Source organism: Providencia sp. JGM181 (assembly GCF_018257375.1).
GTDB classification, from domain to species: domain Bacteria; phylum Pseudomonadota; class Gammaproteobacteria; order Enterobacterales; family Enterobacteriaceae; genus Providencia; species Providencia lanzhouensis.
Genome location: NZ_JAERJY010000052.1, coordinates 1 through 21134, shown reverse-complemented (window position 1 = coordinate 21134; position 21134 = coordinate 1). Strand labels below are relative to the sequence as shown.

Below are 21134 nucleotides of genomic sequence, written 5' to 3'. Positions count from 1 at the left end.
CTTCTACTCTTAACCATAATAAAGGTTTACATATGAAACCAAACATAGTTAGCTTCTTTTCTAAACCGCAACTCTCTGCAAACAACATAAAAGAGACTGACCAAACTGAGAATAAGGCTAGCGGCCATTTTAAAACATCGCTAAAAAAAGTAACTCAATCATTTACTAGCTTTTTCTCTTTACTTTTTAGTTGCCAAAGCAAACAAGCAAGCAAGAAAAAAACCGTTTCAGATGAACCCTTTGTTATGACTAGCCTTCAGAACAAGGGGACATCACCACGCGCGGTTTCCTTTGCAGATGAAACTTCCGCAAAAAATTTATTGCCTCAAGATGACATCATTCCCAAAGCGGGTTTAACCGGAAATCCTCGAGTCGATGCTGCACGCGCAGCTGCATTACACATGATTGCTCGACATAAAGCCCAGCGAGCAGAAAAAACACAAAAAAAAGAAGCCGATAAATTGCAACAAAGCAATGTGGAGCTTATTAATAATTATGATCGTCTCTCTGACATAGATAGAGAGAAAAACCGTGCCATTAACCTGCTAGGTAGTATGATTCTTAAGCATAACGAGTATTCAAAAAGTGAAGGTATATTTCGTACTGAAGGCAGCAAAAATGCCGTTAGCGAACTCGTTAATAAGATAAATGACCCAAAAAGCGCTCATTATCATCTTACACAACTAGAGCACTACCCTTTAACAACATTAGCCAGCGCGTTTAAAAAAATAGCCGGAGAATCACTCAGAAAAACGCGCAACATCGACTTCAAATCAGATATTTCATTTGATGACTTACAAGCCTGTGCTGATGCAGTAAAAAATAAAGAAGATGTGACCCAACAAATTAAAAGTAATGAACAATTAAAAAATAGAGCCCTTTCGATTTTAAAAAACTGTGACAATAGGATCTACAGTGCATTAAATCGCCTGGCACCACCACCATTAACATTACAGCTTGTTACTCGCTTTTGTGCTCTTATTTCCAATGATGAAGCATCCCATAAAATGTCCATCAGAAATTTAGCTGTAATTTTCGCGCCGCACTTGATAAACACAAGCAACACTCCGCAACATAATAGCCAGGATTCTCTTACTGAGCTCCGAAAAGAAGCTGAAGCGACTAAGCTAGCTGAAAGTTATATTGCCGCGTTAATCCACCAAGAGAAAAGTCCATTTCACCGTACTTAAAAAGTGTCTTTTACTTAAAAACAAAGACCGCCTAGGCGGTCTTTTTTATTACTCTGCTATTCAGAGAATAGGATTACTCTTTTGGCGTTGCTTTTTCCACACGGCTTTTTAATTTTTGGCCTGGGCGGAAAGTAACAACACGACGAGCAGTGATTGGAATATCTTCCCCAGTTTTAGGGTTACGACCGGGACGTTGATTTTTATCACGTAAATCAAAGTTACCGAATCCAGATAATTTAACTTGCTCACCGTTTTCTAAGGAAAGGCGAACCTCTTCAAAGAAAGTTTCAACAAGGTCTTTCGCATCACGTTTGCTAACACCTAGTTTTTCAAACAAATTTTCTGACATTTCAGCTTTAGTAAGCGCCATAAGTTTAGTCCCTCAAGGAGGCTTGGAATCGCTGTTTTAACGCAGCAACACACAGATCAACGGTCGCGGTAATCTCTTCTTCTTCCATGGTACGCTGGGTATCTTGGAAGACGAGACTGATAGCGAGACTCTTATAACCCTCTGCTATCCCCTCACCACAATACACATCAAATAAGTTTATGCCAACTATATGATTTATGCCAACTTTTTTACATTCTGCTAAAACTTCGGCAGCTGCTACAGTTTCTGGCACAACCACAGCAATGTCACGACGGTTCGACGGATAACGCGAAATCGCTTTCGCTTCTGGAATAACACGCTGTGCGATTGCATCAGTACGAACTTCAAACACGACTGTACGACCATTTAAATCGAGTTTACGTTCTAGTTCTGGGTGAACAACACCGATAAAGCCAATATGTTCATTTTCCAGATAAATCCCAGCACTTTGCCCAGGATGCAGTGCTGGATGTGCTTCTGATTTAAATGTAATTTGATTTAGTTTTCCAGTCAATTCAAAAACAGCTTCAAGATCACCTTTTAAATCAAAGAAGTCAACAACTTGTTTATCTAATGACCAATGTTCATCGAATTTGTTGCCCGTGATCACACCCGCCAGCATGTTTTCCTGACGAATACCATATTCTGCTTGATTATCAGGCGTAAAGCGTAGACCTGTCTCAAATAAACGAATTCTGTTTTGTTGACGATTTTGATTATAGACCACAGTGCCTAATAAACCAGTCAACAGAGACAAGCGCATTGCAGACATGTCAGCTGAAATTGGATTTGGCAGGGAAAGCACTTCTTCCTGCGGGTGTAACAGGCTCTGAATTTTAGGGTCTACGAAGCTGTAAGTAATCGCTTCTTGATAACCACGGTCAACTAACATCGCTTTAATACGTTTCAGCGGTAAATTAGCTTCTTTATGATCAGTCATAATCAAATCAGCACGCAGTGGTACGTCTGGGATATTGTTATATCCGTATACGCGAGCGACTTCTTCAACTAAATCTTCTTCGATTTGCATATCGAAACGCCAGCTTGGTGCCACTACATCCCAGCAATCTGCTGAAACTTGTACTTGGCAACCTAAACGCGTCAGAATATCGGTCACAGTTTCATCTGCAATCACATGACCGATTAAACGGTCTAATTTTTTACGCGTTAGCTTAATATTTGCCTGTTTAGGTAAATGTGCTTCGCTAGAAACATCAATGATGTCGCCAACTTCGCCACCACAAATTTCGACGATCAACGCGGTAGCACGCTCCATCGCTTTAAATTGCAGTTGTGAGTCAACACCACGTTCAAAACGGTGTGAAGCATCAGTGTGCAGACCGTAATTACGAGCACGGCCAGTAATAGCCAGTGGTTCGAAGAATGCACACTCTAATAGAATATTTTTGGTTTCAGTGTTAACACCTGAGTGCTCGCCACCAAAGATGCCCGCGATACCCAAAGCTTTAGTTTCATCGGCAATAACCAGCGTATCAGATTTCAAAGTCGCTTCAGTACCGTCTAACAGGACTAGCTTCTCTTCATCTTTCGCCATGCGCACAACGATTGCGCCATTTAAACGATCTAAATCATAAGCGTGTTGTGGCTGACCTAATTCCAACAGAACATAGTTTGTGATATCAACCACGGCATCGATGGAACGAACACCGCCACGACGCAGTTTTTCTTTCATCCACATTGGCGTAGGTGCGCTAACATCGATATCTTTGATAACACGACCTAAGAAACGTGGACATGCAGCAGGCGCTTCAACACGAATTGGGAATGTGTCTTTAATTGTACTTGCCACTGGGCTGATTGCAGGTTCAACTAAATCTAATTTATTGATAACCGCGACATCACGCGCTACACCTAAGATACTTAAGCAATCTGCACGGTTTGGTGTAATGCTGATTTCAATCGCGTGATCATCTAATTTTAGGTATTCACGGATGTCAGTACCGATAATAGCGTCTTGCGGTAACTCAATAATGCCACTGTGATCATCAGAAATACCTAGCTCAGAGTATGAGCACAGCATGCCTTCAGACGGTTCGCCACGTAATTTCGCAGCTTTAATCTTGAAATCACCTGGCAATACAGCGCCGACGGTTGCCACAGCAACACGTAGGCCTTGGCGACAGTTTGGTGCGCCACATACGATATCTAATAAGCGATCGCCGCCAACATTCACTTTCGTGACACGCAATTTATCTGCGTTAGGGTGTTGTCCACATTCAACAACTTCACCCACAACAACGCCGTGGAATTGACCCGCAACGGTTTCAACACCATCAACTTCCAGACCCGCCATTGTGATCTGGTCTGATAATTCTTCACTACTTACCGCCGGGTTCACCCATTCGCGTAACCATAGTTCACTGAATTTCATGAGATAGACCCGCCTTATTTAAACTGTTTGAGGAAACGAAGATCGTTTTCGAAGAATGCACGAAGGTCAGAAACGCCATAACGCAACATGGTTAAACGCTCCATTCCCATACCAAATGCAAATCCAGAGTAGACCTCAGGGTCAATACCAACATTGCGTAATACATTAGGGTGCACCATACCGCAGCCTAATACTTCCAGCCATTTACCGTTTTTACCCATAACATCAACTTCAGCAGAAGGCTCAGTGAACGGGAAATAGGATGGACGGAAACGAACTTGGACTTCTTCTTCAAAGAAGTTGTTCAGGAAGTCATGAAGTGTACCTTTTAAGTTGGTAAAGCTAATGTCTTTATCAACAATCAGGCCTTCAGTTTGGTGGAACATTGGGGTGTGAGTCTGGTCGTAGTCATTACGATAAACGCGACCTGGCGCAATGATGCGAATAGGTGGTTGCTGACCATTCATCGTACGGATCTGTACACCCGATGTTTGGGTACGTAATAAACGTTTCGCATCAAACCAGAAAGTATCGTGATCAGCACGCGCTGGGTGATGAGCAGGAATATTCAGTGCATCAAAGTTATGGTAGTCATCTTCGATTTCAGGCCCTGTCTCAACAGAGAAACCTAATTCACCAAAAAACTCTTCAATTCGCTGAATGGTGCGAGTTACTGGGTGTAATCCACCATTTTCCATACGGCGACCCGGTAATGAAACGTCGATTTTTTCTGATGCTAAACGTGCATTCAGAATATCGGCTTGCATTGCGTCTTTACGGGCGTTCAGTGCATCTTGAACTTGGACTTTAGCTTCATTAATCACAGCCCCTGCTGCTGGGCGTTCATCCGCAGGCAGATCACGCAACGTTTTCATCTGGAGTGTGAAGTGGCCGCTTTTGCCTAAAAATTCAACACGCACTGACTCTAACGTCGCAACATCTTGGGCCTGTTCAATGGCTGCTTTTGCCTGTGCAACCAATTCAGCGAGATGTGGCATTGTTTCCCCTTTATGACCACTCGGTCTTTTGCTAGTTATTCACTAAATTTATCATCACAAATCATATTAATAAGATGTGAATACCTGACTGATTTTACTGTATTTTCTATCAAACCAAAAACAAAAAAGCCTCCTGACGGAGGCTTTAGCGTAACTTTTCGTTTCTATTCTACTCGCTATACGCAAAAACCCCCGAGATTCAGGTGCTAAAGTAAAAAAAGAAACGAAAAATAACGTTGTTCATTAAAAGAATCTCAAAAATACAGGTTTAAAGTGGCTAATATTGACTAAAAGTATTAACACAAGCTGATTTCTAATACAAATATTATAAATGAAAAGAGGAAGTTTCCTTCCTCTCTTCAAGCAAACATTAAGCTAAAGCGCCTTTTGCTTTTTCAACTAAAGCAGTGAATGCTGCTTTATCGAAAACTGCGATGTCTGCTAAGATCTTACGGTCGATTTCAATTGAAGCTTTTTTCAAGCCATTGATGAAACGGCTGTAAGACAGGCCGTTCTGACGAGCCGCAGCGTTGATACGCGCGATCCACAGTTGACGGAACTGACGTTTACGTTGACGGCGGTCACGGTAAGCATATTGACCAGCTTTGATTACCGCTTGAAATGCTACGCGGTAAACACGTGAACGTGCACCATAGTAACCTTTCGCCTGTTTCATGATTTTTTTGTGACGTGCACGTGCGATTACACCACGTTTTGCGCGAGCCATAGCTATCTCCTATCGTCTTTATTCTTAATTAACTAAATGTTTACTTATGCGTAAGGCAGGCAAGCAACAACCAGACCCAGATCGCCCTTAGATACCATTCCTTTCGGACGTAAATGGCGTTTACGCTTAGTAGACTTTTTAGTCAGAATGTGACGAAGGTTTGCATGCTTACGCTTAAAGCCACCGCCTGCAGTTTTTTTAAAGCGCTTTGCTGCGCCACGTACAGTTTTAATCTTTGGCATTTCTTTTATTTCCAACTTCGCATTGTGATTAACTACGAATTAATTAGGCGAATAATACTCACATTTCTGTGAAACTATTACTTGGTTGCCTAATTATTTCTTCTTCGGTGCCAGCACCATAATCATTTGACGCCCTTCAATCTTCGAAGGGAATGATTCAACAGATGCTAACTCTTCCAAATCAGATTTGATGCGGTTAAGCATTTCCATACCGATTTGCTGGTGAGCCATTTCACGACCACGAAAACGCAGTGTTACTTTTGCTTTATCACCATCTTCTAGAAAGCGAATCAGGTTGCGTAGTTTGACCTGATAATCACCTTCATCTGTACCAGGGCGGAATTTAATTTCCTTCACCTGAACAACTTTTTGTTTCTTTTTCTGTTCTTTTTGAGATTTGCTCTTCTCATAAAGGAATTTGCCGTAATCCATAATACGACAAACTGGCGGTTCAGCATTTGGGCTGATTTCTACGAGGTCAACACCTGCTTCTTCAGCTTTTTCAAGCGCTTCACGCGCGCTCATGATGCCTAACTGTTCGCCGTCTAAACCGGTTAAACGGACTTCAGGAACACGAATTTCATCATTAATACGATTTGGTCGTGTTGATGGGATTCTTTTTCCGCCTTTAATACTTCATTCCTCCAACTGGATAAAGAGATTTGCTACATTCTCTAAAGCAAGCGTCTCGGTAATGTCTTTCTAAACAACTTATTACCCAAACGCGATATTCTTTTTTTGGCTTTAACTCGAACAAGGCGAGTTTTACAAAGCGATTCGACCGCGGATTTTACTGCTTATTGTGAGATTACTCAAGCAGATATTCAAATTATTCACTAAGGATCATGTAAATAACTGGGTCTATCAATAAAAAAACGCGAGTGAGGTGCAATCCCCACTCGCGTTCTTAATCATGACCTATTATTTTTTCTTAGGTCCCATCACCATGATCATTTGGCGCCCTTCAATACGTGAAGGGAATGATTCAACGACAGCTAGCTCTTCCAAATCAGCCTTGATGCGGTTAAGCATTTCCATACCGATTTGTTGGTGAGCCATTTCACGACCACGGAAACGCAGTGTGATTTTCGCTTTATCACCATCTTCTAAGAAACGAATGAGGCTACGTAATTTAACTTGGTAGTCCCCTTCATCTGTTCCCGGACGGAATTTAATTTCCTTCACTTGAACAACTTTTTGTTTCTTCTTCTGCTCTTTCTGAGATTTACTCTTCTCATAAAGATACTTGCCGTAATCCATGATTCGACAAACTGGTGGCTCTGCGTTTGGGCTGATTTCAACTAAATCAACACCAGCTTCTTCCGCTTTGGCAAGTGCGTCACGCACACTCATTACACCAAGTTGTTCACCGTCAATGCCAGTAACACGGATTTCAGTTGCACGAATCTCTTCGTTAATACGATTCGGACGTGCTGTTGGGAGTTTTTTTCCGCCTTTAATACCTTATTCCTCCATCTGATTGAGCTGACGACTGCGAATTTCTTCCTGTAGTTTAGTCATGAATTCGTTAACATCAAGGCTGCCTAAATCTTTACCACGACGGGTACGAACAGACACTTTACCTGATTCAACTTCTTTCTCACCACAAACCAACATGTAAGGAACACGACGCAGGGTGTGTTCGCGGATCTTAAAGCCGATTTTCTCGTTACGTAAGTCCGCTTTCGCACGAATGCCAACACTTTGCAGCTTGCTAACTAATTCTTGTACATAGTCTGCTTGACTATCTGTAATGTTCATCACAACAACTTGTTGTGGTGCTAACCATGTTGGGAAGAAACCTGCATATTCTTCCGTTAAGATACCGATGAAGCGCTCTAGTGAACCCAGAACCGCACGGTGGATCATAACTGGCGTAATACGCTCATTATTTTCACCAACATAAGAAGCATTTAGACGACCCGGTAAGAAGAAGTCTAATTGTACAGTACCGCATTGCCATGCACGGTCAAGGCAGTCATACAGTGTAAATTCAATTTTCGGGCCGTAGAATGCACCTTCGCCCGGCTGGTATTCAAACTCAATACCTTTTGACTTCAGCGCATTGGCTAAGTCTGCTTCTGCTGTATCCCACATATCGTCTGTACCGATACGTTTTTCAGGACGAGTAGACAGTTTTACAACGATTTTTTCGAAACCGAAAGTGCTGTAAACATCATAAATCATCTCAATACAGCTAGTCACTTCGCCCAGAATTTGATCTTCAGTACAGAAGATATGGGCGTCGTCTTGGGTAAAGCCGCGTACGCGCATTAAACCATGCAGTGCACCTGATGGCTCATTACGGTGACAGCTACCAAATTCCGCCATACGCAGTGGTAAATCACGGTAAGATTTTAACCCTTGGTTAAAGATCTGAACGTGACCTGGGCAGTTCATTGGTTTAACACAATATTCACGGTTCTCAGATGAGGTTGTGAACATTGCATCTTTGTAGTTTTCCCAGTGACCTGTTCTTTCCCACAATACGCGGTCCATCATAAATGGGCCTTTAACTTCTTGGTAATTATAGGATTTCAGTTTGGTACGTACAAAGGTTTCCAGTTCACGGAAAATTGTCCAACCATCGTTATGCCAGAACGCCATACCCGGCGCTTCTTCCTGCATATGATATAAATCTAATTGCTTACCAATTTTACGGTGGTCACGCTTCGCCGCTTCTTCTAAGCGCAGCAGATACGCAGCAAGCTGCTTTTTATCTGCCCATGCAGTACCGTAAATACGTTGCAGCATTTTATTATCGCTGTTACCGCGCCAGTATGCCCCTGCCACTTTTTGTAATTTAAAGTGGTGACAGAAACGCATATTTGGTACGTGTGGACCGCGACACATATCAATATATTCTTGGTGGTGATATAAACCTGGGCGATCATCTTGGCTAATATTTTGATCCAAGATTTCAACTTTATAATCTTCACCACGGTTTACGAATGTTTCACGAGCTTCTGCCCAAGAAACACGTTTTTTAACCACGTCATAATCTGTTTTGGCAAGCTCAAGCATACGCTTTTCGAGCTTGTCCAAATCTTCCTGGGTCAGCGTATAGTCAAGGTCAATATCATAATAGAAACCGTTGTCGATAACTGGACCGATTGCCATTTTGGTATTTGGCCACAATTGTTTAATTGCATGACCTAATAAGTGAGCACAAGAGTGACGAATGATTTCTAGACCATCATCATCTTTACTCGTGATAATTGACAGGTTTGCGTCATGCTCGATCAGTTCACAAGCATCCACCAGCTCACCATTAACACGACCAGCTATACATGCTTTTGCTAGACCGGCGCCAATATCGCGAGCCACATCCATGACAGAAACTGCATGGTCGAATTGACGCTGACTTCCATCAGGAAGAGTAATAACAGGCATTAAAAAATCCTTATCAGCAGTGGTGACCCACACGAAAGATCACTTGCTTGATTATTCCAAAGTTTATAAATCAATACGTTACTGACGATTTCTCACTTCACTATGCGAGATAGGTACACAATTATGTACACATTATATATGCCGAGGCAGATATAATTGATAACGTAATTATGCACATCGCTAGCAACTCAACTCGTAATCATAACACAGACATATTTTATGGCGATAGCCAGTTGTTGATTATTCTAGCGCTAAAATTACTGCTGTTCTGAGCTCATTAACGTGTAATCTGCTGACATAATAAGAATATTATTACCATAGCCATTACAATCCGTTCTCACTGCATATTCAGGTAACCATGCAATACGTGATTTTGAACGTGATAATGAAAGATTCAGGGTTGTGGGATACTCTGATGCGCTAATAAGATAGACTAAATCTGCGGTGGCTGAACAGAGTTCAAAATTAATCTGATCAGCATAAATAGCATGCCAATCCTCATGATATGGGACACCTTGCTTATCGATGATAGCCTTCATTTCATTTGGGGTATAAACAAGTCGAGCAGAGGCACCCGATGCCAGCAATACAAGAGTGGATAGCGCCAATAACGCTGTAATTATTCCTTTTTTCATCTCTCACCACACTTTTTTCACGATAAATCGTTAAGGGGAGAAAAATACCATTCCATCATCCTGCGAAAAAAGACAAAAAAGCTACCCAACATGACTTTGAATAGCCTTATACAACAAAAACGTTACCAACAACCGCGATGATTACCGCGTCCCCCCCATCCACCATCACGATATGGGCGGTTATATTGTTTGTCTTCTTCGTTTCGAAGTTGCAGTGATAAATCATCAAGCTCTTTCACCAACGCTTTTACTTTCGCGTCATCATCTTTGGCGCCAGCATCGTACAGCTTATTCAATTCAAAACGCTTATCATCAAACTCTTTCGCTAGCTTAGCGATTTCATTGTTTTGGCGATAATTGTTTTGGTGATAATTGTTTTGATAGCGGTGATCATAGTTTCCATTGCAGTAAGGGCATGCAGCAGCCGATGCCGAATACAGTAATACTGAAGAGACGATAGCACCTAATAACACTTTTTTGTTCACGGCAATAACCTCACAAGTCCTTGGGTTATACCAGTTTACATTTAGCTAAAGGAAATCGCCTTGAAAAATGTCAAAATTCGCACCAAAAGCTAAATTAATAGATTATAATGACAATAACCAAAGATTAAATAGGTAAAATCGCTTATTGAAAATGAATAATTAACGAATTAGACCAAGGTAAATCATAACCAACGTCGAGTTTGCTGAATATAATTAGTCCACTCCTCTTTAAAGCACTCAGATAAGAATTTTTCTTCTTGAGGAATTGTATACAAATCAGTAATTAACCAGAAAACCAAGCCTGACACCAAGAAATAAGGTGAATGCGAAAATAAAGCAAAGCTTAAACTCATCGAGGTAAAAGCAAGGTATAGCGGATTCCGAGATAACCGATAAGGACCTCGAGTAATAAGAGAAGACGCGGGGCTAATAGGATTTGGTGAGGTTTTTTGCTGAGAAAAATAATATAAACTTGCGCCAATCCAGCCGAAAGCCTCTAAGGCAATCAGGATGCCGATAATTCCCATCCAACCAGAAAAACTCCAGAAAAAACCCTCTTTGATATGCAGATAATAAGCAGCAAATCCATTGAGCGCTAACCAATTCACAAATGGAAGTTTAAAAATGCTCATCACAGGTCCTAAATTGATATTCATCTGGCAAGCATATCATGGATAAAACGATAAGAATTGGCACCGATGTCAATAATATTCAATAACACAGTGTGAATGAGTACTCTGTTATTTTATGAACGGTATCCTAAAGAAAAAACGCTTTTTAGACCTTCGAGATTGGCATATTCTTGTTCGCATACTGAATTACGTACATCGCTGGGTAAATTATTTAATCTGGCTTGGATATTAGCAATTTGCTCTTCTAATCCATTCATTCCCTTCACTTCGACAACATCTGCATTTGCTTGCAGATAATCTGTAAAGCTTCTTAAATTACTTTCTAAACTATCGCACGCATTATTCGTCAATCCGTTTTGTTCCATAAAGGAATTGACTGAAGCGGGTAATAATTGAGAGAGCGAAGGAAAAATAGATTGTTTCCACGTTTGTGGGAACAGGATCAGCACAGCAGCAATAGCCAAAACAAGCAACATTGATGAAGTAACTAATGGTGACAGTAACTTTCTCATTGGCTATCCTAAAATTCTATTTAACATGAAATTTAGAATACACAATAAACCGTAAAGCAGTTTTTAAAATAAAAAAGAGTTTGTAAAGAATATTCCAATTATATTACCAAGAAATAAGATTATCGCCTGACAATAATCTTTTAACGAATTTACATAACCTGTCAGTAAAACAGATAGCACTGTATATACTCACTAACAAATGAACATAAACCCCCTCTAGCAATAATGCCCTTGACCTTTTTATCTCACATAAAAAGGTTTTTTTTTCTCAAAATATTGAATGTTTTTAATCCAGTGACATACCCCTTTGTTATTCAACGAATAATTACACTTATTCACACATGAATCGAAATGTTATCCACAGTTAATGTGAACAACTTTGTCATTCATTAAGTAAAAACATTACGCAATTTCACGTAAAAAAATCTCTTTATCCTAAATTTGGTGGGAGAATACCCTTCTGATTCCACAAATTAGTAACAATGTTTGTTATAGTTCCAACGAGAAGCCATTCTAGATTAATTTGGAGGGTAATTTTCGACATGCAAGATATTTTACAACTTTTTCAAGCCGTTGGCCTTGGCTTAGTTTTACTCCTTCCACTGGCTAACCCACTGACCGCCATTGCCGTGATGCTCAGTATTTCCGCCAACATGACCAAAGAACAACGTGACCACCAATCACTGCTGGCTGCAATTTATGTCTTTTGTATCATGCTCGTCGCTTTTTATGCTGGCCAATTAGTCATGAACACCTTCGGAATTTCCATTCCCGGACTACGTATTGCGGGTGGGCTTATTGTGGTCTTTATTGGTTTTGGGATGCTATTTCCTAATTCAGAAAATAGTGAAGATAACAGTAATGTCGCCACTGATGATTTAAGTGTTCCCAAAAAACGTCAAGGTAACCAAAATATTGCTTTCGTCCCTCTCGCAATGCCAAGTACCGCAGGTCCAGGTACCATCGCGATCATTATTAGTTCCACCGCTTCTTTGCAAGGGGATATTGGTTTTGCGCCATGGGTTATCACTGTCGCACCCATTATTGTTTTTCTCATAGCCAGTGTGTTCGTTTGGATAGGATTACGGGGCGCGACGTCAATTATGAAATGGCTAGGGAACAGTGGGATTGATGCAATTGGGCGGATAATGGGTTTTTTATTAATTTGTATGGGAGTGCAATTCGTCATCAACGGTATCGTTGAAATTATCGCGCAACTCCCACACTTAATGACGGAATATCAGTAATTCACCGCTAATGCATTATACGCATTTTTAACTTTCCACAAATAACGTGGAGCCTGTGGCGCGGGGTGTTTAGACTGAACATGTTGATAAAACTCTTCTGGTGATAAGTTATTTATCATCGCAATAGCTTTAGTTTTATCATTATCAAATGTTCTTAATAATGCCCCTGCCCCATTCACGTAAGCCACAACGGTCGCATAATACATAGTTTGCGGGTGGCTAATACCCGCCAAATGCTGCTCTTTGAGAATACGAATATAGGTTGTACCGATATCAATATTTTTACGTGGATCTTTTAAATCGTTAGAACTTGGTTCACCAGAACGTCCTTGATAACGATATGCATCACGCCCTGCTGTTGACGCTTTAATTTGCATTAAACCAATGGCATTAGATTTACTCACCACTTCAGGTCGGAAGTTAGATTCTACTTCAATAATGGCTCTGATCAGTGTTTCATCCACACTATAGCGATTCGCGGACTCACGAATAAACTCATCATATGGAGTTCGTGGATAGCTAGTATTGGCTGTCGTATTTGACATTTGATTACGATTATCTAGCATTCTTGTTCTGTTCACGGTTTTATTAGGATCACTTGAACAACCTGCCAATAGCAAAAGTACAAGCGCACTGCCGACCATTTTTTTCACTGTTGTATCCTCTGCAAATTAAAACACCAAAAGAATAGCTAATCTTTAGAAAAATAATACATTTTTTACTTAACTTTTACTTCTGGACGTGTTTTAGTCATGTCAAATAATAATGATAACTAGCAACTCATCGATTACAAAAATACCCCTTTTACCATTTAACGGGATTTTTCATAATCGATATTGATAATCATTATCAATTGGGATATAAATACTATCAGCCCGAAAGACCATACTCATTGTAGAGTCAAATAGGTCAATATAAATGAGAAAATACATTCAAACCCAATAACGCACTTATTTAGATTAACCATTTAATGAGATTAATTTAGTTCATAGAACTCGTGACCCAACGTTAGGATCTATTTTATGACAAACTGTTTATTCCGATTATCAACGCTATTACGTACCACATTTATTGCATTAGCTGCCGTTTTATTTGTCAGCCAACCTGCTTTGGCTAAAAAATTCAAAGTGGTCACCACATTTACTATAATACAAGATATTGCTCAAAATGTAGCCGGTGATGCCGCAATTGTCGAATCCATCACTAAACCGGGTGCAGAAATCCACGGTTATCAACCGACACCAAAAGATATTATGAAAGCCTACGATGCTAACCTTATCTTATGGAACGGAATGAATCTGGAAGTTTGGTTCCAGCGTTTCTTTGAAAACCTTAAAGATGTGCCTGCGGTTGTGGTCACTGAAGGCATTGAACCGATGCCAATCCGTGAAGGTGAATATAAAGATAATCCGAATCCTCACGCTTGGATGTCACCTGCTAACGCACAAATTTATATCGAAAATATCCGTAAAGCACTGGTGAAATATGACCCAGAAAACGCCGATACTTATAATGCAAACGCTAAAAAATATTCTCAAGAAATCGCCGCGCTTGATGCACCTTTACGTGAACGTTTAAATCGTATTCCTGAAGATAAACGTTGGTTAGTGACCAGTGAAGGCGCATTTAGCTACCTCACTAAAGATTATGGCTTTAAAGAAGTCTATTTGTGGCCAATCAATGCTGAAGAGCAAGGCTCACCAATGCAAGTTAAAAAAGTAATTGATACGGTTCGTGAGCACAACATTCCCGTTGTTTTCAGCGAAAGTACCATTTCAGACAAACCGGCTCTGCAAGTCAGTAAAGAAACTGGCGCAAAATACGGTGGCGTCTTATACGTTGACTCACTGTCAACCGCTGAAGGCCCTGTACCAACTTACATAGACCTGCTGAACACAACCGTCGATACTATCGCAAAAGGATTTTCACAGTAAATGAGCCATACAAATCAATTCGAACATCCGACTCTGGTTGTTGATGACGCAACTGTCACTTACAACAATGGTCATACCGCGATTTATGATGCAAGTTTCAATATTCACGGTGGCTCCATTTGCGCCCTTGTGGGCGTGAATGGAAGTGGTAAATCAACACTGTTTAAAACCATTATGGGATTAGTCACACCATCGTCTGGTAGTGTGACTCTCAATGACCAGCCGATTAAAGCGGCATTAAAAGAGAATATTATCGCCTACGTTCCACAAACAGAAGAAGTGGATTGGAATTTTCCAGTGCTAGTTTCTGATGTGGTGATGATGGGGCGTTATGGCAAAATGGGCTTCTTTCGTATTCCTAAAAAGGAAGACAAAGAAGCCGTAAAAATGGCATTAGAGCGTGTTGATTTAGCCGGATTGGAACATCGCCAAATTGGTGAGCTTTCCGGCGGTCAGAAAAAACGGGTATTTTTGGCTCGCGCCCTCGCCCAGCAAGGTAAAGTTCTGTTACTCGATGAACCCTTTACGGGGGTCGATGTAAAAACAGAAAATGCCATTATTGACCTACTTCGCAGTCTGCGCGATGAAGGGCATTTAATTCTAGTCTCAACCCATAACTTGGGAAGTGTGCCTGAATTTTGTGACCATGTAATTTTGATAAACCGCACTGTGCTGGCGAGTGGTCCAACGGAAACTACCTTTACCCAGCGTAATCTGCAAAAAGCATTTGGTGGCGTATTGCGCCATATTAACCTGTCTGGTCAAGAGCTTCATGACGATGATGACCCACGCTCTGTCACAGTGATTACTGATGACGAACGTGCCGCCGTCTTCTATGGTCACGATCACGATGCACCGGTTAGAAAGAATCAGCCTAAGGAATCTGAATGATTGAGTTGTTACTGCAACCCTTTGAGTACAACTTTATGGTTAAAGCCATATGGGTGAGTGCCATCGTCGGAGCGGTGTGTGCTTTCTTATCAGCTTATTTAATGCTCAAAGGTTGGTCGTTGATGGGAGATGCCCTCTCCCACTCTGTTGTGCCCGGTGTGGCGGGCGCTTATGCGCTTGGATTACCTTACGCTGCGGGGGCTTTTTTTACGGGTATTCTCGCCGCCCTCGCCATGACATTTGTTAAACATCTCACCCGCTTACGGGAAGATGCCGTTATCGGCTTTATCTTTTCCACCTTTTTTGCGGCGGGGTTATTAATTGTTTCGTTGAACCCAACCTCAGTAAACGTGCAAAGTATTATCTTCGGTAATATTTTGGGGATCGCCGATGCTGACGTGCTTCAAGTCGAGATTATCATTGCCGTTTCATTTATTGTCCTGATGTGCCTATGGAAAGACTTACTGGCCGTGTTTTTTGACGAAAGCCATGCGCGTTCCATTGGCTTAAACCCACTACGCCTAAAAATCATTTTCTTCACTTTATTAAGCGCTTGTACCGTTGCCGCACTGCAAACCGTTGGGGCAATATTGGTCATTGCGATGGTGGTCACGCCAGGTGCCACCGCCTATTTACTGACAGATAAATTTAAAACATTGCTGATCATTTCCGTCTCTATCGGTACTGCCACCAGCGCAATTGGTGCCTACCTCAGCTACTTTTTAAATGGGGCAACGGGCGGGCTAATTGTTACGTTCCAAACGGTAATTTTCTTACTGGCGTTCTTCTTTGCACCAAAACACGGGCTTTTTGCTTCACGACGCAAAGCTCGCAGTGAAGTTGCTGACTTGCATCACCGTAAACAACAAGGAGCCACCCATGAGTGATTTTATGGATTTACTGATGGCTCCGTTTGCATTTCCATTTATGCAAAAAGCCCTGATCACAGCAATTGTTACGGGAACCGTCTGCGCTATTTTATCCTGCTTTTTAGTCTTAAAAGGTTGGTCATTAATGGGAGACGCCATCTCCCATGCAGTATTACCCGGAATTATTATCGCATCATTAATTGGCATTCCGCTTGCTATTGGGGCTTTTGTTTCGGGGCTATTTTGCGCCGTTGCTACCGGTTATTTGAAAGAGAACAGTCGAATAAAAGAAGACACCGTCATGGGTATTGTCTTCTCGGGTATGTTTGCTGTCGGCTTAGTAATGTTCGCAAAAATCGATACTGAGCAACATCTTACTCATATTTTATTCGGGGATATTTTGGGGATCACCGACGAAGAATTTAAACAAATTTTACTGTTTGCAGGGATAACCATTGCGATTATCTTACTCAAACGTAAAGATTTTATGCTGTATTGCTTTGACCCAAACCAAGCGCGTGTTATCGGCCTGCCGGTTAAATGGCTACATTACGGACTACTTTCGCTATTAGCGTTAACCATCGTGGCATCACTGCAAGCTGTCGGGATCATTCTGGTGATTGCAATGTTGATTTCGCCGGGGATCATCGCCTTTGTTCTGTGTCGGAGCTTTGGTTGGATGTTGGTGGTGGCGATTATCGCCTCAGTCACCTCCAGCGTACTCGGTACGATTGTCAGCTTCCATATTAATGCGACAACGGGCCCAACCATTGTGGTGATCCAAGCGGGCTACTTTGTTATCGCCCTGCTCTATAGCAAATTAATCCTCGCGCGCCGCAAATCCCATACCACTCGCCAAGATTTGCATACTGCCTAATGATATAAAGCTGAATACGGTGAAAACCTATTCAGCTCAGGCCATTGACAAACCCATCAGGTTTGGAAATGGCTCGTTTGGGTTGTAAAATTAACGAGGAAAATCAATTTATTGATTTTCGCCTGATAACACAAAGAGGGAAAAACCACGCTTTTATCCCTCTTTGTCATCAACCTCAGCTGAATACGGTGAAAACCTATTCAGCTTTTTCTTTTTTCTATTCGACTATCTTGAAGCTTGCTCTCTATAAAAGAAGAAATGCGATATCCATCTGTCTTCGTTAAAAGCAATCCTCACCCAATTCTTGAGCAAAATCAGCCATCAATCATTTCGAAATAAGGCGTAATTATTAAACAATGATCACTGTTAATTCCTAAATTGGCGCTATAGTATGGGATGAGTGAAGACCAAATCACAGCGAGGTGGATCATGTGGCAAGCGATGAATCGTTTATTAATTGAACACTTTGGTGAGGCAGAGCTGCGAAATAAAGTGATTCTTTCTGGTGGAGATATTCATCACACCTTAAGAATCGATTATGGCGAGCATACGGTGTTCGTAAAACAAAATCGCCGCGAGTTTCTCCCTCTTTTTAAACAAGAGGCAGAGCAGCTTGAAATGCTAGCGAAAAGCCAAACCATCACCGTTCCCAAAGTCTACGGCTTGGGTAGCAACAAGCACCACAGCTTTCTTCTCCTCGAATATTTCCCGTTAAAACATTTTGATAGCACCAATGCCTGGCATTTTGGTCAACAATTGGCGCGATTGCATCAATGGGAAGAACAGCCTAGCTATGGGTTCGATTTTGATACTATGCTCAGTACCATTATTCAGCCTAATGGGTGGGAAAAGCGTTGGAATGCATTCTTTGCAGAAAAACGTATTGGTCTTCAATTACAAATTGCATCTGAGAAAGGCATGGTTTTTGGTGATATTCAAAAACTCGTGGATATTGTTAAACACCGTTTATCCGGCCATCAACCTCAACCCTCTTTATTACATGGGGATCTGTGGCCTGCAAACTGCGCGGTCACCAACCAAATGGATGGCGTACTCTATGACCCTGCCTGTTATTGGGGTGATCGGGAATGTGATATCGCCATGTTGCCATTATATAAAGAAATTCCGATTCAAATTATTGATGGGTACCAAAGTGTTTGGCCATTACCAACGGGCTTCTTAGACAGGCAACCAATCTATCAACTCTATTTCTTACTCAATCAAGCCAACATGTTTGGTAATGAACAAAGCTATCTGCACGCTCGCAGCATTATTGATAATTTATTAGACGACGAATAACTGAGAATCAAATAGACGGAAATAAGCGATGCACAGCGGCGGAGTAAATACCGATGCTGTGCATTTTTCATGATGGGAAAACATCAACATGACGAGGAATGACCCACATGATGAAAAACTACCAATTCAGAAGTTTCAATGCAAAATAAATGGCGATCCCTAAAACAATCGGCCAGAAATACATCAAGAAGAACTGTTTGAAAATAGTATGTCGAGGAATAGTGACTTTGGCTTCTAACTCTTCTTTGGTCACTTCACTGCCTTTTGCATTTTCAAGAATGACGTGATCTTCAATGCTTTCGCGAATGAATTTAATTTGTCGATACATGCGTAAGCCTGATGCGCTTAAAGCAAGCCCCACAAAGATGAAAATAAAAATAACAAAAAATCCGATGCTGCTACCTGAAAAACCATGGCTCACTTCAGGAACTGGTGAATTATTCCAAAATACATTGAGAAATGGTGTACTTTGTCGAGTCATCTCCGCCATTAATTTAACAAAATCATTGGCAACTGCGTTAATTCCTTCGCCTTGAATTCCTTTCAGAGCCGCTAATTTAATTAACGATGTTAATGTGGAAATTAACGCCACAAAAAATACGATCCAGCCCAAAATACGTTTGCCAATCGCAAGAGAATTTGCCTTGTGGTAATTCATTACAACTATTCCTTAAAGTTTTTTTCTACGCTAATCATAGCCGATAATATTTGCTGGCTCCAAATTTCTATAAAAAAATGATAGTTAAAAACTGAGTTTCGGATTATTCAAAGATTGAATCGAATTCACATCAGTAACTAAACTCAAATTTCCAATAAAATCATGTGATAGCACATATATCTCTATAACCCCAAGTCATAGCTTGTTAGAATCGTTTCAGAAACCAAAATGACTGTGATTAAAGTACAGCGACAATCCCCATACCCTCTTTTAAGCGGGTATCTAAATGAATGGAGTTTGCTATGTATCATAAATTACCTATCCAATCTGTCATCTTTGACATGGATGGTTTGCTGATTGACTCGGAACCTTTTTGGGAACAAGGGGAAGATGAAGTTTTTGCAGAGTTAGGCGTCGATTTATCCATTAAGCACACTCTTCCTGACACCCTCGGTTTACGTATCGATCACGTTGTTGAACTTTGGTACAACGCATCTCCTTGGCAGGGTTGTAGTTTAGAAGCAACAAAACAGCGTATTATTGACCGCGTTATTGGTTTAGTGGAAGAAAAACGCCCATTACTGCCAGGTGTACAGCATGCTCTTGAACTGTGCCGGTCAATGGACCTAAAAATCGCTTTAGCATCTGCATCTCCAGATTATATGCTAGAAAAAGTGCTGAACTTATTTGATATCCGCCATTATTTTTCTGCCGTCGTTTCAGCAGCAGACTTACCATTAAGTAAGCCTCATCCCGAAGTTTATTTAAAAGCAGCCGCTGAGTTATCCACCAAGCCTATCCATTGTGCTTCTTTAGAAGACTCCTTTAATGGAATGATTTCTGCAAAAGCGGCAAGAATGCGTTCTATCGTCGTGCCTGATAGTAAGCATTTCAATGACCCACGCTGGGGTTTGGCTGATGTTAAAATCGCCTCATTGAACGATTTACGCCCAGAAAATTTACGTTAATCTTAAATAAGTTAACCGAACACAATTTCCCTTACGTTTTTCACGTAGGGGAAATTTTAAAAAGTATAAAAACCTACGGTTATTAACTAATAAATAAGAGTTTTTTTAACTCTCTCCCACTACCATATTTCCTACAAACCCTTTATACTTCCCGCCTACTGTATAGATAAACAGATGGTATTTTATCCACCATGACTGCTGAAGGGCATCTGCTTTTTTCCGTCGCCTCACTTGTAATGGCTCATAAATTGCAAATTACCCCAGAGTTCGCTCAGGGTGATTGGTTGCATATGGTGCCAGGAGTGTTGCTAGGTGCCTTATTGCCTGATATTGACCATCCTTCATCTATCCTCGGGCGGCTTTTTCGTATTATTTCACTACCTATATCAAAACTGTGTGGGCATCGCGGGTTCACTCACAGCCTGATCGCTTGGCTAATCTTACTGATCAGCAGCTACCAATGGCTACCTCACTATTGGGACTTACCTAGCGATCTTATCCAAGCATTTTTATTAGGTTATATGAGCCATTTAGTGGCTGATATGCTGACTCCATCGGGGGTTCCTTTTTTATGGCCTCTACCAACACGTTTTTGTTTTCCTATCTTACGCGGCAAGTTCAGTAAACGCGGGGAACGCTTTATTGCTGTGCTTTTGACCGTCTGTGCTGTCTTAATTCCAACTGGTCATCCCGCTGATTGGTTCCAGCAAATTGAAAACGCACTAAATTATTTTAATAATCAGATAAATATACACTTACCGACAAAAAGCTCACTTTTGTAATATACTGTAAGCATGAATCAACCTAAATTATAA

The 21134-nt window shown here is 41.1% G+C and carries 24 protein-coding genes and 1 other annotated feature; of the genes, 9 read left to right on the top strand and 15 right to left on the bottom strand.

Translation table 11 applies throughout. The features are described from left to right. Nucleotides 1-1190 (top strand): RhoGAP domain-containing protein (locus JK188_RS08945; protein WP_211888636.1); only part of this gene is annotated, 1190 nt, incomplete at its 5' end. A gap of 73 nt (nt 1191-1263) precedes the next feature. Here JK188_RS08945 and ihfA read toward each other — a convergent pair. The 13 genes from ihfA to JK188_RS08880 form a co-directional block, all read right to left on the bottom strand. Next, entirely contained in the window at nt 1264-1560 is a 297-nt protein-coding gene (gene ihfA / locus JK188_RS08940) for an integration host factor subunit alpha (RefSeq protein WP_004263721.1), read from the bottom strand. 4 nt (nt 1561-1564) lie between these two features. Next, entirely contained in the window at nt 1565-3952 is a 2388-nt protein-coding gene (gene pheT / locus JK188_RS08935; RefSeq protein WP_211885321.1) for a phenylalanine--tRNA ligase subunit beta, read from the bottom strand. A gap of 14 nt (nt 3953-3966) precedes the next feature. Beyond that, nucleotides 3967-4950, bottom strand: coding sequence for a phenylalanine--tRNA ligase subunit alpha (pheS, locus tag JK188_RS08930; protein ID WP_036950469.1), 984 nt, complete (start codon nt 4948-4950; stop codon nt 3967-3969). Between the two features lie 119 nt (nt 4951-5069). After that, nucleotides 5070-5200, bottom strand: a sequence feature (Phe leader region). Next, nucleotides 5150-5194: a pheST operon leader peptide PheM gene (gene pheM / locus JK188_RS08925; protein WP_126437459.1), complete on the bottom strand. Its 45-nt coding sequence runs from the start codon at nt 5192-5194 to the stop codon at nt 5150-5152. It overlaps the preceding feature by 45 nt. Nucleotides 5201-5320: 120 nt before the next feature. Further along, entirely contained in the window at nt 5321-5677 is a 357-nt protein-coding gene (gene rplT, locus JK188_RS08920; protein ID WP_006659451.1) for a 50S ribosomal protein L20, read from the bottom strand. A 44-nt stretch (nt 5678-5721) separates the two neighbouring features. Next, nucleotides 5722-5919 carry a 50S ribosomal protein L35 gene (rpmI, locus tag JK188_RS08915; RefSeq protein ID WP_004263702.1) on the bottom strand — a complete coding sequence of 66 codons (198 nt, stop codon included), beginning with the start codon at nt 5917-5919 and terminating at the stop codon, nt 5722-5724. Nucleotides 5920-6012: 93 nt separating this feature from the next. Then, a complete protein-coding gene (infC, locus tag JK188_RS08910; protein WP_071992133.1) occupies nt 6013-6552 on the bottom strand; it encodes a translation initiation factor IF-3 in 540 nt (179 codons plus the stop codon). Nucleotides 6553-6840: 288 nt separating this feature from the next. Continuing rightward, nucleotides 6841-7380: a translation initiation factor IF-3 gene (gene infC, locus JK188_RS08905; protein ID WP_071992134.1), complete on the bottom strand. Its 540-nt coding sequence runs from the start codon at nt 7378-7380 to the stop codon at nt 6841-6843. 3 nt (nt 7381-7383) lie between these two features. Further along, nucleotides 7384-9312 (bottom strand): threonine--tRNA ligase, encoded by a 1929-nt coding sequence (thrS, locus tag JK188_RS08900; RefSeq protein ID WP_036950480.1) that lies wholly within the window; start codon nt 9310-9312, stop codon nt 7384-7386. A 257-nt stretch (nt 9313-9569) separates the two neighbouring features. After that, nucleotides 9570-9947, bottom strand: a complete 378-nt coding sequence (locus JK188_RS08895; RefSeq protein ID WP_211885319.1) for a hypothetical protein — start codon at nt 9945-9947, stop codon at nt 9570-9572. A gap of 122 nt (nt 9948-10069) precedes the next feature. Next, a complete protein-coding gene (locus tag JK188_RS08890; RefSeq protein ID WP_211885317.1) occupies nt 10070-10432 on the bottom strand; it encodes a hypothetical protein in 363 nt (120 codons plus the stop codon). A 182-nt stretch (nt 10433-10614) separates the two neighbouring features. Beyond that, the gene (locus JK188_RS08885; protein ID WP_211885313.1) at nt 10615-11064 is read right to left on the bottom strand and encodes a methyltransferase family protein; all 450 of its coding nucleotides are present in this window, start codon (nt 11062-11064) and stop codon (nt 10615-10617) included. Nucleotides 11065-11177: 113 nt separating this feature from the next. Next, the gene (locus JK188_RS08880; protein WP_211885312.1) at nt 11178-11576 is read right to left on the bottom strand and encodes a hypothetical protein; all 399 of its coding nucleotides are present in this window, start codon (nt 11574-11576) and stop codon (nt 11178-11180) included. 542 nt (nt 11577-12118) lie between these two features. Between JK188_RS08880 and JK188_RS08875 the strand changes: the two genes are divergently transcribed. Next, nucleotides 12119-12823 carry a MarC family NAAT transporter gene (locus JK188_RS08875; protein ID WP_249215381.1) on the top strand — a complete coding sequence of 235 codons (705 nt, stop codon included), beginning with the start codon at nt 12119-12121 and terminating at the stop codon, nt 12821-12823. On the opposite strand, the gene JK188_RS08870 is transcribed toward JK188_RS08875, so the two are convergent. Beyond that, nucleotides 12817-13476 carry a transglycosylase SLT domain-containing protein gene (locus JK188_RS08870; RefSeq protein ID WP_211885311.1) on the bottom strand — a complete coding sequence of 220 codons (660 nt, stop codon included), beginning with the start codon at nt 13474-13476 and terminating at the stop codon, nt 12817-12819. The two genes, JK188_RS08875 and JK188_RS08870, sit on opposite strands and share 7 nt — an antisense overlap. 369 nt (nt 13477-13845) lie before the next feature. On the opposite strand from JK188_RS08870, the gene JK188_RS08865 reads away from it, so the two are divergent. The 5 genes from JK188_RS08865 to JK188_RS08845 all read left to right on the top strand — a co-directional run bounded on the left by JK188_RS08865 (nt 13846) and on the right by JK188_RS08845 (nt 18693). Further along, nucleotides 13846-14757 (top strand): metal ABC transporter substrate-binding protein, encoded by a 912-nt coding sequence (locus tag JK188_RS08865; RefSeq protein WP_154604085.1) that lies wholly within the window; start codon nt 13846-13848, stop codon nt 14755-14757. Beyond that, a complete protein-coding gene (locus JK188_RS08860; RefSeq protein WP_211885309.1) occupies nt 14758-15648 on the top strand; it encodes a manganese/iron ABC transporter ATP-binding protein in 891 nt (296 codons plus the stop codon). Continuing rightward, the gene (locus JK188_RS08855; protein WP_108479029.1) at nt 15645-16535 is read left to right on the top strand and encodes a metal ABC transporter permease; all 891 of its coding nucleotides are present in this window, start codon (nt 15645-15647) and stop codon (nt 16533-16535) included. The genes JK188_RS08860 and JK188_RS08855 overlap by 4 nt, the downstream gene beginning before the upstream one ends. Continuing rightward, entirely contained in the window at nt 16528-17394 is an 867-nt protein-coding gene (locus JK188_RS08850) for a metal ABC transporter permease (protein ID WP_154604088.1), read from the top strand. The genes JK188_RS08855 and JK188_RS08850 overlap by 8 nt, the downstream gene beginning before the upstream one ends. Nucleotides 17395-17823: 429 nt before the next feature. Continuing rightward, nucleotides 17824-18693, top strand: coding sequence for a fructosamine kinase family protein (locus JK188_RS08845; protein ID WP_211885308.1), 870 nt, complete (start codon nt 17824-17826; stop codon nt 18691-18693). A 118-nt stretch (nt 18694-18811) separates the two neighbouring features. Here the strand turns inward: JK188_RS08845 and JK188_RS08840 are convergent, their stop codons facing one another. Next, the gene (locus JK188_RS08840; protein ID WP_211885307.1) at nt 18812-19351 is read right to left on the bottom strand and encodes a YniB family protein; all 540 of its coding nucleotides are present in this window, start codon (nt 19349-19351) and stop codon (nt 18812-18814) included. A 302-nt stretch (nt 19352-19653) separates the two neighbouring features. On the opposite strand from JK188_RS08840, the gene hxpB reads away from it, so the two are divergent. Both hxpB and JK188_RS08830 read left to right on the top strand, forming a co-directional pair. Then, nucleotides 19654-20319 (top strand): hexitol phosphatase HxpB, encoded by a 666-nt coding sequence (gene hxpB, locus JK188_RS08835; RefSeq protein WP_036950504.1) that lies wholly within the window; start codon nt 19654-19656, stop codon nt 20317-20319. 191 nt (nt 20320-20510) lie between these two features. Then, nucleotides 20511-21101, top strand: coding sequence for a metal-dependent hydrolase (locus tag JK188_RS08830; RefSeq protein ID WP_211885306.1), 591 nt, complete (start codon nt 20511-20513; stop codon nt 21099-21101). The last annotated feature ends 33 nt before the right edge of the window (nt 21102-21134 follow it).